Here is a 14,042-nt window from a genome sequence, read left to right as displayed (position 1 = left end):
AAGCTTGGCAATAATTAATCGCCTATAAGTAAGGATTTTTCATTGATCAAGGATTAATATTGCTTCGTATTATGCGATACTGAGTAAATAATTTTGGTAATAAACGAGATAGCATGGAAAACATTGAAGTCCGAGGCGCCCGTACGCATAATTTAAAAGACATCAGCCTAACCATCCCACGTGATAAATTAATAGTTATTACTGGTCTATCTGGTTCGGGGAAGTCATCACTTGCATTTGATACACTTTATGCAGAAGGACAACGCCGGTATGTTGAATCACTTTCTGCGTATGCAAGACAATTTTTATCGCTTATGGAAAAGCCTGATGTAGATCACATCGAAGGCCTCTCTCCTGCCATTTCTATTGAGCAAAAATCAACGTCTCATAACCCACGATCAACTGTGGGTACTATTACCGAAATTTACGATTATTTACGACTTATGTTTGCCCGCGTTGGCGAACCACGATGCCCTACACATGATTTACCACTTGCTGCGCAAACCGTTAGTCAAATGGTAGATACTGTTTTGGCACTGCCTGAGGGCAGTAAATTAATGCTGCTTGCGCCAATAGTAAAAGAGCGTAAAGGTGAGCATGTTAAGTTATTAGAGCAGCTATCAAGCCAAGGTTATATTCGCGCCCGTATAGACGGTGAAGTATGTGACTTGTCTGATCCACCAACACTTGAGCTTCATAAAAAACATACAATAGAAGTTGTTGTAGACAGATTTAAAGTAAAAGATGGCTTACAACAACGCTTAGCAGAATCGTTTGAAACCGCGCTTGAAATGTCTAATGGCGTTGCACATGTAGCATACATGGATGATAGCAGCGCTGAAGAAATTCTATTCTCAGCAAACTTTGCCTGCCCTACTTGTGGCTATGCAATGACTGAGCTTGAACCGCGTTTGTTTTCGTTTAATAACCCTGCTGGTGCGTGCCAAACCTGTGATGGTTTAGGTATACGTCAATATTTTGATCCTAATCGCGTAGTGCATAACCCAGAGTTAAGCCTTGCTGGCGGTGCAATTAAAGGCTGGGATAAACGCAGCTTTTATTACTATCAAATGCTACAAGCTGTTGCTGAGCATTATAGTTTTGATTTAGATGTGCCTTATCAAGATTTAGACAGCGACTCGAAAAAAATTATTTTAGATGGCTCTGGTAGCACTAAAATTGCGTTTAATTACCGTAACGACCGTGGCGATTTAATTACGCGTAATCATGAGTTTGAAGGCGTTTTAAATAACATGAATCGCCGCTACCGCGAGACCGAGTCAAACTCAGTACGCGAAGAGCTTGCTAAATACCAAACAAGCCAAGCATGTCCTAGCTGTAATGGCTCGCGTTTACGCGAAGAATCTCGAAATGTATTTATTGGAAAAACCAACTTACCTGCAATCACGTGTATGAGTATTGGTGAAGCTATGGAGTTTTTTGAAGGGTTAACGCTAACCGGACAAAAAGGCCAAATAGCTGAAAAAATACTAAAAGAAATTCGCGACCGTTTATCGTTTTTAATTAACGTTGGCCTAAATTACTTATCACTTGAGCGCAGCGCCGACACACTATCAGGTGGTGAAGCTCAGCGTATTCGCTTAGCAAGCCAAATTGGTGCAGGCCTTGTAGGTGTAATGTACGTCCTAGATGAGCCATCAATTGGGCTACATCAGCGCGATAACGACCGCTTACTACAAACACTGGTCCATTTACGCGACTTAGGTAACACCGTTATTGTGGTAGAGCACGATGAAGATGCTATTCGTGCCGCTGACCATATTATTGATATTGGTCCAGGCGCGGGAGTTCATGGTGGGCATATTATTGCTCAAGGAACACGCGACGATATTTTAGCAAGCAAAGAGTCTGTTACGGGCCAGTTTTTATCAGGCGTACGTAGAATAGAAATACCAAAAGAACGTCACCCAACAAACGACAAATGGCTAGAGCTATTTGGCGCAACAGGTAATAATCTTAAAAATGTGGATTTAAAAATCCCATTTGGTTTAATGACCTGTGTGACAGGTGTATCGGGCTCGGGTAAATCAACGTTAATAAACGACACTTTGTTTAAACTTGCTCATACAGAGCTAAATGGCGCAACAACTGCCGAAGCGGCACCCTATAAATCAATTAGTGGTTTAGATCATTTTGATAAAGTGATCGATATTGACCAAAGCCCGATTGGTCGTACTCCGCGCTCAAACCCGGCAACCTACACAGGTATATTTACCGGCATTCGTGAGTTATTTGCAGGTACACAAGAAGCGCGCTCACGTGGCTACAAAGTAGGTCGCTTTAGCTTTAACGTTAAAGGCGGACGCTGTGAAGCTTGCCAAGGTGACGGCTTAATTAAAGTTGAAATGCACTTTTTGCCTGATGTGTATGTACCGTGTGATGTATGTAAGAGCAAACGCTATAACCGCGAAACACTCGAAGTACAATACAAAGGTAAAAACATACACCAAGTGCTTGAGATGACTGTTGAAGACGCTCATGATTACTTTGATAAAATACCGGCTATTGCCCGTAAACTTAAAACGCTGATGGACGTTGGTTTATCGTATGTTCGTTTAGGACAAGCCGCTACTACTCTTTCAGGTGGTGAGGCGCAACGTGTAAAACTAGCGCGCGAGCTATCAAAGCGCGATACAGGTAAAACGCTCTACATATTAGATGAGCCAACAACAGGCTTACACTTTGCTGATATTGAACAGCTGCTTGTTGTATTGCACAGACTTCGCGATCACGGCAATACAATTGTTGTTATTGAGCACAACCTCGATGTAATTAAAACAGCAGATTGGGTTATCGATTTAGGACCTGAAGGCGGTGCTGGCGGTGGTGAAATACTCATTGCAGGCACACCAGAAGAAGTAGCCGAATGTGAGCGTTCACATACAGGGCATTACTTAAAACCTCTATTAAATAAATAGAGGTTTTAAGTTGTGGCAAATCAATCGGCATTAAAGTTATTTAACCGTCGAGATTACACTTAATTAAAAATGGCGAGAAGACTCACTTCTCGCTATTTTTTTACTCTAACTTTTCATTTATCAACATAATACCAATCCGCAATAATACTTAATCATTTTGCGGGGCTAAATGTGTCGCTACCTGTGTTAAAAAATTCTCATTTAGACAAAATCGAAAATGCTATTAAAGAAAAAAAACACACCGCTGCAAATTTAACTTCGAAAGATAAACAGGCCCTAGTCGTTCCAACTTATCTGTATTATTTGCATGTCTTTATATTTTGATGCTGTAAAGAAAATCTGATTGTTATCACTAATAAAAAATGCGATAGGTTTAAAATCCACGTGCACATCTTTTACTGTTTTATCTTCTAAATTAAGCCTTGCAACTCTTGAAATTGCATCAGAGTAGTAAAGGTAATTACCATTAATGGCAAAAAGTTGTGCTTGTCGCGCGTCTTTAGGCAATTCCCAACTCTGTTTATTTGATAATTTAATTAACTGATTATTAGTAATTGCATAATTAGTACCGTCAGCGCCTGAAATTAATTTGTTGGCTTTAACATCCTCTAATATAGTTGTGTCTCGCGTTAATAAATTAAACTGAGCAAATAGATTTTCTGAACCATGTCGCTCTAAATAAATTATACTTTCATTATCTTTAGACCATACATAGCTTAGTATTTTTCGCCCTTCAAACTCAGCTATGGTATAGAGCTTGTTCGACATAACGTCAAAAAATGCAATATCACTATTAACTCTTAATAAAACACGATCTTGCTTACTCGATACTCTTAGTCCGCCAATAGCAAAGGTAGATTTACCTTCATAAATAAAGTTACTAAGTTGCTTTGTAAGTCCATTTTGAGATAACCACAACTGACTGCTACCAGAGCGCTCCGATACAAAAATATGCGCTGGCCCTTTCTCATTAATGACTTCTGCAATGATGTAGTCGTCTTCATCACTTTTGTAGAGTGCTTCATACTCAGGAACATCGCTAAAAAGATTAGTCGCTTTAATTAACGAAAATGCTTGTGTTTTATTTGCTGAGTAAAAAAGGCTATTAGCAGATTGAACTGCAATATAATAAGGTGAAATTGCTGGGGTAACCGTTAGTGTGCGTTTAATAATATTATTTTCATCAAACACAATGGTTGAAAGTTCAGAGCCTTCAAAAACAATCACGCCTTTATCGTCTGCAAGCCAGTCAAACGCGAAGCTAATTATGCTTTTCTTTGCTTTAAATAACCGCTTGGTTTCATGGGTCTCAAAGTTGTAGCTAAATACAGAAAAAGGCTTACCCTTTTGACTAAGTACATATGCTATTTTACTACCGGAATGAGATAAACGAGGCATGATTACGCCATACATGACGCCTGGTGGTGGGATCACTATGAATTCTTTTTTAAGTTCTAAATCATATTTATATAAACCTGAACCCTCATGCTCATTTTTATATTCGGTGTAATAAATATGCTCACCACTTTCGTCTACTTGCGCATAACCTGTGTATCTAAGGTCACACTTTTTAATTAAGGTAGCCTCTCCTATAACAGGAAACTGGCTTAAATCAACGAGAACCATTTCACACTTTTGCTGCTTTAAGTTGGTCGCTTGTAACAACACAGAGTGCTGATTTAACTGCCACGATAAAATGGATACTTGAAAGCCAGGATAAGTAATTTCAACTTCCCTTTGATCAGATAGTCGCTTTACAAATGCATGCATTACGTCATTTTCAGGTTCAACATTTGTATAAGCTAAATATTGTTTATCTGAGGACATCTCAGGGTGAACCTCACTGCCTATATTCCACGTGCTTGCTACCTTATTAACCGTGATCTGTTTAATCTTTTCGCTAGAAGGTGCATTAATAAAAAACAACCCAAACCATACTAAAAAGCACAGGCAAATAATGACGAATAAAGAATAAATCAAAAACTTTTTACTATTCGTTCTTTGAACTGGTTGCAAAATAGTTGCAGTAGCTATCTCTTCATTTTTGGCGGAAATACCCGGTGAATCAGGCAAAATGTTTGCAGGCTCTTTAGAAACGTTTGCTTGCGTTAAACGCTCAGGCATTACTGTTAGGCTATATCCTTTACGGTAATGTGTTTTTAAAAGCGGCGCTTTTTCAATTGGGTGGGCAAGTTGCTTTCTTAACTCTGATATTGCACGGTTAATCGCATTATCGTCAACAAAGCTTTGTTGCCACACACTCTCAATAAGCTCTTGGCGGGAAACGATTTGTTGAGGCTTATCTATAAAGTGGAGTAATAACTTTACTAAAAGTGGATCTAATTCCCTTTCTAAATGGTTTGAAGTAATCACACAGCGATTACTAATAAATTGCCAAGGTCCGATTTGATAATTCATAGTCTTTACGTATTTTTATTTTTATAAACCGTATCACATCTACACTTTATTTTATAGAAAAAGCATTTTAAACCTTATATTAGCATTATAAGGTTTAAAGCTAACATACTAAATTTAAACAATTATTTAGCTTTAAAACCTTATCTATTAATTGCTCATAACTAGATAAGCGACTCTTAATAAATTCAGCGATATTCTTTAAACCGTCATCAACAAGCAGCTTAGTAAAAAATCATTTGTGATTCTAAATTGGCTGCAGCAAAAAATACAAAAGGTTTAATTATGAACAGCACAATGAAAAAAGTACTACCGGCTTTACTACTAGCAACTGCTTTTAATACTACTTCAGTTATTGCAGCTGACACTAAACAAAACACCGTTCAAAATAATTTTGAGAAATGCATGATTGGTGAAAGCATAAAGGCAATTAGCCCTGTTAATCAAAAACTACAAAAAACAAACAAAATAGACGCTTCTGAGTCTTTAAAAAGTAATGTTGATAAGCAAACGTTACTTTCTTCAATAGATGAAAAAATATCAGCTGAGCTTGACTCTTCAATGAGCAAAATAAACTCGCAAATTGATAAAAATCTTTCAAAGGTAACATCGTCAATCACTACATATTTCAACAATGTGTTATCGAACTAAAAACAATAAAATTAAAAGTTATATTAAGGAATTATCATGAAAAAATTCACAAAAAAATTAGTATCTGCCAGCGTATTACTTAGTTGCAGCCTTTTAGCAAATACAGCACAGGCTCAAAGCTCTGTATGGCAAGTAAGTAATGGCAATGACTCACTATTTATTGGCGGTACAGTTCACATACTACCTAAAGCTGAAATGCCACTACCCGCTGAGTTTAACCATGCTTATGAACAAGCAGATACAATTATTTTAGAAGCACCGTTACCTGACCCAGCCGACACCAATGCACAAATGCAAATGTTAGGTGCGCTATCGTATACAAATAACGAAACGTTAAGTCAAAAGCTAGAACCCGAGATTAAGGCTTTACTTGAAAATAAGCTTAGCGAGTTTGGCGCTAACCTAGCTAAGTTAGATGGTTTTCGCCCTGCTATGGTTAGTATTGTCTTAATGTCGATGGAGCTTCAAAAGCAAAATTTAATGGGTGAAGGGGTTGATGCTTACTTTACTAAAAAAGCGACTGAAGATAACAAAACAAAAAATTACTTAGAAACAATCGAATTTCAGTTAGAGCTTTTTAAAACAATGGGTCAAGGCAACGAGAACGATTTCATTAAACGTAACTTAGCCGAGCTTCACAACTATGGCGATATGTTTAAAGAACTTTTAGCTGCCTGGCGCAAAGGTGATACAGACACACTGAATAAAGTAGCACTTGAAGATATGCAGCAAAATGATCCGAATAGTTATAAACAAATCATTACAGATAGAAATAATGATTGGTTACCAAAAGTAGAAGCCATGTTTAACAACGACAAAAATGAGTTTGTACTTGTTGGAGTTGGCCACCTTGCAGGACAAGATAGTTTACTTACCTTACTTGAAAACAAAGGCTACAGCGTTTCTTTAGTCAGTGTTGATAGCACGGCAGATATAACAGTAAGAGGCGCTGAATAATGGATAAAACAGATAAACTAGCGATATCGCTACTGTTTCTATTTGGGTCTATCATGTTGATATGTGCTATATAAAAAATGCCGCTAACAAGCGGCATTTTTTTATTTTAATAAACTTACCCGCGAGGAATAAAACCAAGCGCATCGTATACCGATTTCAATGTTTTCTCAGCACGTACACTTGCTTTTTCAGCACCTGATTTCATTATGCTATTAAGTAGGTTTTGATCTTCTCTGATCTCTTTAAAGCGAGCTTGAATTGGCTCAATCATGTTTACAACTGCATCTGCTGTATCTTTCTTTAAATGGCCATACATTTTATCTTCATACTCAGGAACTAGGTCTTCTATTGAGCGCTTAGTTGCAACACTCAATAAAGTAAGCAAGTTTGATACGCCAGGCTTTTCTGTGCGATCAAAATAAATACGTGCTTGTTCATCTGAATCTGTTACTGCTTTTTTAAGCTTTTTCACAATTTGTTTAGGCTCATCTAATAACATGATGTAGCCATTTGGGTTTTCGTCAGACTTAGACATCTTTTTAAGTGGGTCTTGCAAGCTCATTACGCGTGCACCAAACTCAGGAATATACGGCTCTGGTAATTTAAATACGTCGCCGTATAAATTATTAAAGCGTGTGGCTATATCGCGAGTCAGCTCTAAGTGTTGCTTTTGATCTTCACCGACGGGTACTTGATCAGCTTGGTATAATAAAATATCCGCAGCTTGCAATACCGGATATGAAAATAAGCCCACGTTTACGTTATTTGCATGCTTAGATGACTTGTCTTTAAACTGAGTCATTCGATTAAGCTCACCCATTTGCGCGTAACAATTTAATACCCACGCTAACTGTGCGTGTTCAGGTACTTGTGATTGTACAAATAACGCAGATTTTTCAGGATCAATGCCACATGCCGCGTAAAGAGCAATACCATCCAACACTCGAGAGCGCAGTAATTCAGGCTCTTGGCGAACCGTAATAGCGTGTAAGTCTACTAACATAAAGAAACTTTCGTGGTCTTCCTGTAACTTTAGCCACTGGTTAATAGCGCCAACATAGTTGCCTATTGTCATACCACCGGTTGGCTGAATGCCGCTTAAAACTACTGGTTTACTCATGATTTTCCTTTATTTTGCTTAATTAATAATATTTAACGCTGCGTTAGAACAGGTATTATATCTAAGAAGTGATCGCATAGGTACTGTGGATTATAATCCTTAAGATTTTCACCTTGGTTATAGCCATAACTAAGTGCAATTACGTCTATATTAGCGGCTTTAGCTGCAAGTATATCGCTTTTAGAATCACCTATCATTATTGCTTTATTAGGCTCTGCATTTAGTTTTTTGCAGGCAAATAGCAATGGCTCTGGCGATGGTTTTTTTGCCATATCGTCACCGCATACAATCACATCAAAATGACTCGTTAGTGCCAGTTTATCAAGTAGTTTTTCTGTAAATATTCGAGACTTATTAGTGATTAGTGCTTTAGACATACCACGAAGTGCTGCAAGCCCGGTTTCTACATGTTGGTACAAAACACTATACTCACCAACTTGTTGTTCATAGTGCTTATAAAACTGTAATATTGCTTTACTACTAAGTGACTCATCTAGATGTTCACTCACTTGCATATCGCCACTCAAAGCGCGTTTAACGAGGACTTCAACACCATTACCGACCCAGCTTTCAACCAAGCGTTGACTAACAATAGGGAAAGCAAGACTGCTCAAGGTTAAATTAATAGCAATATACAAGTCGTAAACGCTATCAACCAAAGTACCATCTAAATCAAATAAGGCGACGTCGTACTTCATTATTTTACACTTCCAAGCTGTTTACGCATTTGGTCAATCACAACTTTGTAATCTGGTTGATTAAAAATAGCTGAGCCTGCAACAAACATATCAGCACCCGCTTGTGCTGCTGCAGCAATATTATCGACTTTAATACCCCCATCAACCTCTAAGCGAATATCTCGGCCTGACTCAATAATACGCTGTTTTGCTTGGCGTAATTTTTCAAGCGTATGAGGTATAAAGCTTTGCCCGCCAAAACCTGGGTTAACCGACATAAGTAAAATGGTATCGAGCTTATCAATAACATGGTCCAAATAACTTAGGCTTGTTGCTGGGTTAAAGACTAAGCCTGCTTTACAGCCGTGATCTTTTATTAACTGTATTGTACGATCGACGTGCTCACTGGCTTCTGGATGAAAAGTAATAATTGATGCGCCAGCCTCTGCAAACAATGGAATAAGACTATCTACAGGCTTAACCATTAAATGTACGTCGATAGGTGCTGTAATGCCGTAATCTCTTAGTGCTTTACACACCATAGGACCAATTGTGAGATTAGGTACATAGTGATTATCCATTACATCAAAGTGAACCACGTCAGCGCCCGCTTCGAGTACTTTATCAACATCTTCGCCTAGTTTTGCAAAATCAGCAGACAAAATAGAAGGGGCTATTAAATATTTTTGCTCTGGGTTAAACATGATTAACTCCATCAATAAATAGTGTATTTCGTTAATGTAACTTAATTGAAGATGTTACCCAAGTAATATGGCGTAATAGCCCCTATTTCAGGTAACTTTAAGTTTGATTTTTAATCAATATTTGCTATGATTAAAAAAGTAACAAATTATTGGATTTCATCATGCGTGCTTTTAAAACTGGGATATTAATTGCGTCGGCATTACTGCTTATCGGGGCGTTTAGCTTTGGTTCAAGCTCTGAGCAAGAATTAAGCTCAGTGGGTAATTGTCATAATACACAAGTGGTAAGTGCTCAAAACACATTAACTACAATCACGTGTGTTAAAGCTGAAGAAGAGTCATCGTGGTTTTCGTGGTTAACTGGCGATAGCCGTAGTGCTCAGTTTCATTACCTCGATTTACTAGAGCTACTTACTAGCTCTGATGATTCTAAAAATACTCCATCTTTAAAACCTTTATTTTAAATAATGCCGCAATTTTTTAGTGCGTTGCAAAGTGTGCTAGCAGCATTTTTTGGTGTTCAATCTGAAAATAAACGCCAAGTCGATTTTAAACAACACTCTCCTGTCTCTATCATCCTAATTGCGGTTGTACTATTTATTGCTTTTGTTATCGCAATTTACGCTGTGGTTGCTTGGGTGCTAAATACATAGCCATCAACTCGTCAACTTTATTTCTAGAGCCACCTTTGGGGCTAATAGTGCGCTTTACTTGAATTTGGTCAAGTGATGCTTGGCTATAAATTTTTCGAGTCCATACGGTATCGTGATTAGAGATAAGCACTGGTGTATCATTTTCAAAGGCAGCCTTCTCAGCCAGATTAGCCAAATTAGCCTGATCATCTAAATTAAACCCCCCTTTAGCGTAAGACGTAAAAGAAGCGGTTTTACTTAATGGTACATAAGGTGGGTCGCAATAAATAACTGCATTGTTAGGCACTAACTTAAAAACGTCATCGTAATCTAAACAGGTAAAGGTTGCTTTTTGTGCTTTTTCAGCAAAAAAATACATTTCTTTTTCAGGAAAGTAAGGCTTTTTATATTTACCAAAAGGCACATTAAAAATACCTTTTAAATTATACCTACAGAGTCCGTTGTAACCATGGCGGTTCATGTATAAAAACAATATTGAACGTTCATATACATCACGACTTTGATTAAACTGCACACGATATTCGTAATAAGCATCTGCGTGATTATTCAAATCTACAAATAACTTTTTAGCGTCACTAATCAGCTCATCTGGAGAGCTTTTTAGCTCTTTGTATAAGTTAATTAAGTCTGCATTTATATCGTTGAGAATATAGTGTTTAAAGTCACTATTTAAAAACACAGAGCCTGCACCAACAAAAGGTTCAACCAACGTATCAGCATGCTTGCTAGCTTGGTTTAATCGCGCATTAATATTTTCAACTAGGCTGTATTTTCCGCCGGCCCATTTAAGGAAGGCTCTACTCTTTTGCTGCATTGGCTCTTTACTTCAATCTGGTGTTGCGCGATTTTACACTAAAGCAGTGTGTTTTACTGATCAACGAGTGCTATTTCTTGCTTTATTTTACTAATTTTTTTATAGAAAGGTTTATTTTTTCTAACCTCAGCAGATAATGTATCCATTGCTGATTTTGCTTCGTTTATACTTTCAAAACTGCCAAATGTAACAACCCACCATATTTTATTATTTCGCTTTGTTTGGTAAGTATGAGTTTGCTGCTGTAGATTGAATTGAGCAATAAAATTATCGCTAACTTCCTGCTGAGTTACGGCTAATAATTGAATAACACTATTTGTATCTATTTGCTGCATGTACCATATATTATCTTGGCTACTCTGGGTTTGCTCTACTGTATTTACTTTTAGAGCTTCAGATTTAACGTCACTTGATACACTGCTTTTGTTATTAGTACTATCATCAACATCATTGTCTAATACGCTAACTGTGTTGCCAGGTTCGGTAAGGCTTTGCATTATGGCAGGCACATCATTAATGTGTACACGCTCTGGCTTAATATCTGGCTCAACAACTTTGGGGTCATTTAAGTTAATTATTGAGTCATTTTTCTTTATAGCCGGCTCACTTACTTGCTCTATAGATATTGCTGTATTTACTACTTGTGTTTCTTCTTGTTGATAATACTGTTGCCACCACTGTGTCATATCCGACTTATAAAGCAGACCAATAATTAAAAGCATAATCAGCAACATCAAAATCAATAAGTGTAATCGCCAAGACACTTTGTCTTTAACAATAATATCGGCTATGTGCTCACTAGGTTGCCAAGCAAGCAATAAGCTTGGATTACCGTGAGCCTCAGCTAAAAAAGTACTAAATACAGGGTCTTCATCATAGGGTAAGTCTGTAAAGTACCACTGCAATAACATCTTGCTTTCTCGAAGCGTTAGCGGCTCCAGATAAATTTCAACAGCGTTATTTAAAGCCAGTTTAGACTGTGAAGCTATTATAATATATAGCGTATTTGGGCTGTTTTTAGAAAGTAACTCAAGCTCAATTAACATCTCATCAGATAATTGCCTACCGCCATCAAGTACCCATAAACATGGCCCGCATGGTTGCTGCTGCAGTAATTGGTAATAGTTTTCAGGTAAACTTAAGTTATGATCAATCAGGGGAGAGTTAAAGCTTTGCTCTAATAACTCACTCATTAGCTGAGCATCAGTCATTTGTGCACTTACTTGCACGAAGGCTTTATTAAAGTCGTTGTATTTATCTGTAATGAAGGTTTCGAGCATGTAACTTTTACCTAGCCCAGAAGTGCCAAGTAAAACAATTAAATTTTGCCCGTACTCAAATTGCAGTGCGATTCTATCCACCAAAGCCGCACGGCTTGGTAAAATTTGTGACTGCATTTACTGCTCGATTAAGTCTCTAACTTGATCATCAGATACATTATCAACTAATGCACACTGGCCAAATTGGGTAGGTAGAATAAAGCGGATAGTGCCTTTTTTATTCTTTTTGTCTTTACGCATATGCGTTAAAAACTGCTCGTTAGTCATTTGCTTTGGAATTTCCGTTGGTAAATTATATAGCTCAAGCAGCTTAATAATTCGATCAACTTCATCTGCGCTTAAATCTTGGCGTGTCTTGGCAAGTTTAGCTGCTAATACCATTCCTGTTGCAACAGCTTCGCCGTGTAACCAAACGCCATAACCCATCTGTGCCTCAATTGCATGGGCAAATGTATGGCCTAAGTTTAACAAAGCCCGTAAGCCATGTTCTTTTTCATCTTGAGCAACTATAAGCGCTTTTATTTCACAACATCTAAAAATGATATGCTGTAAGCATGCTTCATCTAGTTGCTGTAAATTAGTCACATTTCGCTCTAAATAGGCAAATAATTCGGTATCGTAAATCAGACCATACTTAATTACCTCAGCCATACCTGCTGCAAACTCTCGTGCAGGTAGAGTGTGTAATGTTTGCGTATCAATAAAAACCGCTTGAGGCTGATAAAATGCCCCTATCATATTTTTACCTAACGGATGATTTACTGCCGTTTTTCCACCTACCGATGAATCAACCTGTGAAAGCACTGTCGTTGGTATTTGAATAAACGGTACGCCGCGCTGATAACAAGCCGCTACAAAACCAGTTAGGTCACCTACAACACCGCCACCTAACGCAATTAAACACGTATCTCGGCCACAGTTATTTTGTAGTAAAAATGCTGATATTTTTTCAAACCATTCCAGTGATTTATATTGCTCACCGTCAGGAATAATAAAAGATAGCGGATTTAGATCAGCTAATGAATCAAGTAACCTTTGCAAATATAAAGGCGCTATTGTGTCATTAGTAATGATGATAGGCCGACAATCACCAATGTGGTGAACCAGGCGGCCATTATCTTGAAGTGCAGATTGCCCAATATAAATAGGATAACTTCGCTCGTCCAAATTAACAGTTAATTTAAGCATGCTTGGCTATTCCTTTATTATTGGTTTTTAAAAATCTAATTTCTCGATGATTTGGTTAGCAACAACTTTAGCGCTTTGCTCATCGGTACGTACAACAAAATCAGCAACTTCTTTGTATAGTGGCTCGCGTTCTTCTGCTAAGCGCTCTAGTACGTTACGAGGTGCTTCTTCAGTTTGCAGTAATGGGCGACGCTTGTCGCGTTGCGTGCGTGCAACTTGCTTCTCTATAGGTGTCTCTAGGTATACAACGATACCTCGAGCCGAAAGCTTGTTTCGAACTTCTTTGCTCATTACTGAACCACCACCGGTAGCAAGTACAATACCTTGCATCTCGGTTAAATCGCCAATAACAGACTCTTCTCGAAGTCTAAAGCCTTCTTCACCTTCAAGATCGAATACCCATGCAATATCTGCACCTGTGCGGCGTTCGATTTCTTGATCAGAATCAACAAATTCAAGGTGTAATTGGTCAGCGATGTGACGACCAATCGTGCTTTTGCCAGCCCCCATGGGGCCAACTAGAAATATATTACGTTTCTCAGCCATATCTTTTAGTACAAACAAACTCTAAAATTTGAAATAAAACCCCGCCTAACGACCTGGCCCCAAAATTAAGGAGGGGATTATCTCAGTAATTGCGGGGG

General features: G+C 38.1%; 13 protein-coding genes. 5 read left to right on the top strand and 8 right to left on the bottom strand.

Annotation, left to right across the window (positions count from 1 at the left end; genetic code table 11):
* Nucleotides 1–113 precede the first annotated feature (113 nt).
* Nucleotides 114–2,939: an excinuclease ABC subunit UvrA gene (gene uvrA, locus I6E82_RS00410; protein WP_024589880.1), complete on the top strand. Its 2,826-nt coding sequence runs from the start codon at nucleotides 114–116 to the stop codon at nucleotides 2,937–2,939.
* 276 nt (nucleotides 2,940–3,215) lie between these two features.
* On the opposite strand, the gene I6E82_RS00405 is transcribed toward uvrA, so the two are convergent.
* Complete coding sequence (locus I6E82_RS00405) at nucleotides 3,216–5,357, bottom strand: transcriptional regulator (protein WP_197116313.1); 2,142 nt, start codon at nucleotides 5,355–5,357, stop codon at nucleotides 3,216–3,218.
* Between the two features lie 282 nt (nucleotides 5,358–5,639).
* Between I6E82_RS00405 and I6E82_RS00400 the strand changes: the two genes are divergently transcribed.
* Together I6E82_RS00400 and I6E82_RS00395 are read left to right on the top strand one after the other, a co-directional pair.
* Nucleotides 5,640–6,005 carry a hypothetical protein gene (locus I6E82_RS00400; protein ID WP_165721222.1) on the top strand — a complete coding sequence of 122 codons (366 nt, stop codon included), beginning with the start codon at nucleotides 5,640–5,642 and terminating at the stop codon, nucleotides 6,003–6,005.
* A 36-nt stretch (nucleotides 6,006–6,041) separates the two neighbouring features.
* On the top strand, nucleotides 6,042–6,962 hold the full coding sequence (locus I6E82_RS00395) for a TraB/GumN family protein (protein ID WP_165721223.1): 921 nt from the start codon (nucleotides 6,042–6,044) through the stop codon (nucleotides 6,960–6,962).
* A gap of 115 nt (nucleotides 6,963–7,077) precedes the next feature.
* Here the strand turns inward: I6E82_RS00395 and trpS are convergent, their stop codons facing one another.
* Genes trpS through rpe form a run of 3 tightly spaced genes read right to left on the bottom strand, consistent with a single transcriptional unit; the run spans nucleotide 7,078 to nucleotide 9,463 of the window.
* Nucleotides 7,078–8,082: a tryptophan--tRNA ligase gene (gene trpS / locus I6E82_RS00390; RefSeq protein ID WP_024589884.1), complete on the bottom strand. Its 1,005-nt coding sequence runs from the start codon at nucleotides 8,080–8,082 to the stop codon at nucleotides 7,078–7,080.
* A gap of 32 nt (nucleotides 8,083–8,114) precedes the next feature.
* Nucleotides 8,115–8,780, bottom strand: coding sequence for a phosphoglycolate phosphatase (locus I6E82_RS00385; RefSeq protein WP_197116311.1), 666 nt, complete (start codon nucleotides 8,778–8,780; stop codon nucleotides 8,115–8,117).
* Nucleotides 8,780–9,463 carry a ribulose-phosphate 3-epimerase gene (gene rpe, locus I6E82_RS00380; RefSeq protein ID WP_165721225.1) on the bottom strand — a complete coding sequence of 228 codons (684 nt, stop codon included), beginning with the start codon at nucleotides 9,461–9,463 and terminating at the stop codon, nucleotides 8,780–8,782. The genes I6E82_RS00385 and rpe overlap by 1 nt, the downstream gene beginning before the upstream one ends.
* Before the next feature lie 161 nt (nucleotides 9,464–9,624).
* Between rpe and I6E82_RS00375 the strand changes: the two genes are divergently transcribed.
* Nucleotides 9,625–9,927: a hypothetical protein gene (locus I6E82_RS00375; RefSeq protein WP_165721226.1), complete on the top strand. Its 303-nt coding sequence runs from the start codon at nucleotides 9,625–9,627 to the stop codon at nucleotides 9,925–9,927.
* Between the two features lie 3 nt (nucleotides 9,928–9,930).
* On the top strand, nucleotides 9,931–10,116 hold the full coding sequence (locus I6E82_RS00370) for a DUF2970 domain-containing protein (RefSeq protein WP_197116309.1): 186 nt from the start codon (nucleotides 9,931–9,933) through the stop codon (nucleotides 10,114–10,116).
* On the opposite strand, the gene I6E82_RS00365 is transcribed toward I6E82_RS00370, so the two are convergent.
* From I6E82_RS00365 to aroK, 4 genes are read right to left on the bottom strand one after another with little or no spacing between them, the layout of a single operon-like run.
* Nucleotides 10,073–10,930 carry a Dam family site-specific DNA-(adenine-N6)-methyltransferase gene (locus I6E82_RS00365; RefSeq protein WP_007586285.1) on the bottom strand — a complete coding sequence of 286 codons (858 nt, stop codon included), beginning with the start codon at nucleotides 10,928–10,930 and terminating at the stop codon, nucleotides 10,073–10,075. The two genes, I6E82_RS00370 and I6E82_RS00365, sit on opposite strands and share 44 nt — an antisense overlap.
* 53 nt (nucleotides 10,931–10,983) lie before the next feature.
* Nucleotides 10,984–12,327 (bottom strand): AAA family ATPase, encoded by a 1,344-nt coding sequence (locus I6E82_RS00360; RefSeq protein WP_197116307.1) that lies wholly within the window; start codon nucleotides 12,325–12,327, stop codon nucleotides 10,984–10,986.
* Nucleotides 12,328–13,398, bottom strand: coding sequence for a 3-dehydroquinate synthase (gene aroB, locus I6E82_RS00355; RefSeq protein WP_197116305.1), 1,071 nt, complete (start codon nucleotides 13,396–13,398; stop codon nucleotides 12,328–12,330).
* Between the two features lie 27 nt (nucleotides 13,399–13,425).
* Nucleotides 13,426–13,944, bottom strand: coding sequence for a shikimate kinase AroK (gene aroK, locus I6E82_RS00350; RefSeq protein ID WP_004589350.1), 519 nt, complete (start codon nucleotides 13,942–13,944; stop codon nucleotides 13,426–13,428).
* Between the last annotated feature and the right edge of the window lie 98 nt (nucleotides 13,945–14,042).

Origin of the sequence: Pseudoalteromonas sp. NZS11, from assembly GCF_015864765.1 — a bacterium.
Lineage (GTDB): Bacteria > Pseudomonadota > Gammaproteobacteria > Enterobacterales > Alteromonadaceae > Pseudoalteromonas > Pseudoalteromonas arctica.
This window is presented reverse-complemented; position numbering and strand designations above follow the sequence as displayed.

Excerpts from the sequence above, each read along its gene's own strand:
- I6E82_RS00395 (WP_165721223.1), top strand. The coding sequence starts at position 6,042 with ATGAAAAAATTCACAAAAAAATTAGTATCTGCCAGCGTATTACTTAGT.
- aroK (WP_004589350.1), bottom strand. The coding sequence starts at position 13,944 with ATGGCTGAGAAACGTAATATATTTCTAGTTGGCCCCATGGGGGCTGGC.
- I6E82_RS00375 (WP_165721226.1), top strand. The coding sequence starts at position 9,625 with ATGCGTGCTTTTAAAACTGGGATATTAATTGCGTCGGCATTACTGCTT.
- I6E82_RS00370 (WP_197116309.1), top strand. The coding sequence starts at position 9,931 with ATGCCGCAATTTTTTAGTGCGTTGCAAAGTGTGCTAGCAGCATTTTTT.
- I6E82_RS00385 (WP_197116311.1), bottom strand. The coding sequence starts at position 8,780 with ATGAAGTACGACGTCGCCTTATTTGATTTAGATGGTACTTTGGTTGAT.
- aroB (WP_197116305.1), bottom strand. The coding sequence starts at position 13,398 with ATGCTTAAATTAACTGTTAATTTGGACGAGCGAAGTTATCCTATTTAT.
- I6E82_RS00365 (WP_007586285.1), bottom strand. The coding sequence starts at position 10,930 with ATGCAGCAAAAGAGTAGAGCCTTCCTTAAATGGGCCGGCGGAAAATAC.
- I6E82_RS00400 (WP_165721222.1), top strand. The coding sequence starts at position 5,640 with ATGAACAGCACAATGAAAAAAGTACTACCGGCTTTACTACTAGCAACT.
- I6E82_RS00360 (WP_197116307.1), bottom strand. The coding sequence starts at position 12,327 with ATGCAGTCACAAATTTTACCAAGCCGTGCGGCTTTGGTGGATAGAATC.
- uvrA (WP_024589880.1), top strand. The coding sequence starts at position 114 with ATGGAAAACATTGAAGTCCGAGGCGCCCGTACGCATAATTTAAAAGAC.
- I6E82_RS00405 (WP_197116313.1), bottom strand. The coding sequence starts at position 5,357 with ATGAATTATCAAATCGGACCTTGGCAATTTATTAGTAATCGCTGTGTG.
- rpe (WP_165721225.1), bottom strand. The coding sequence starts at position 9,463 with ATGTTTAACCCAGAGCAAAAATATTTAATAGCCCCTTCTATTTTGTCT.
- trpS (WP_024589884.1), bottom strand. The coding sequence starts at position 8,082 with ATGAGTAAACCAGTAGTTTTAAGCGGCATTCAGCCAACCGGTGGTATG.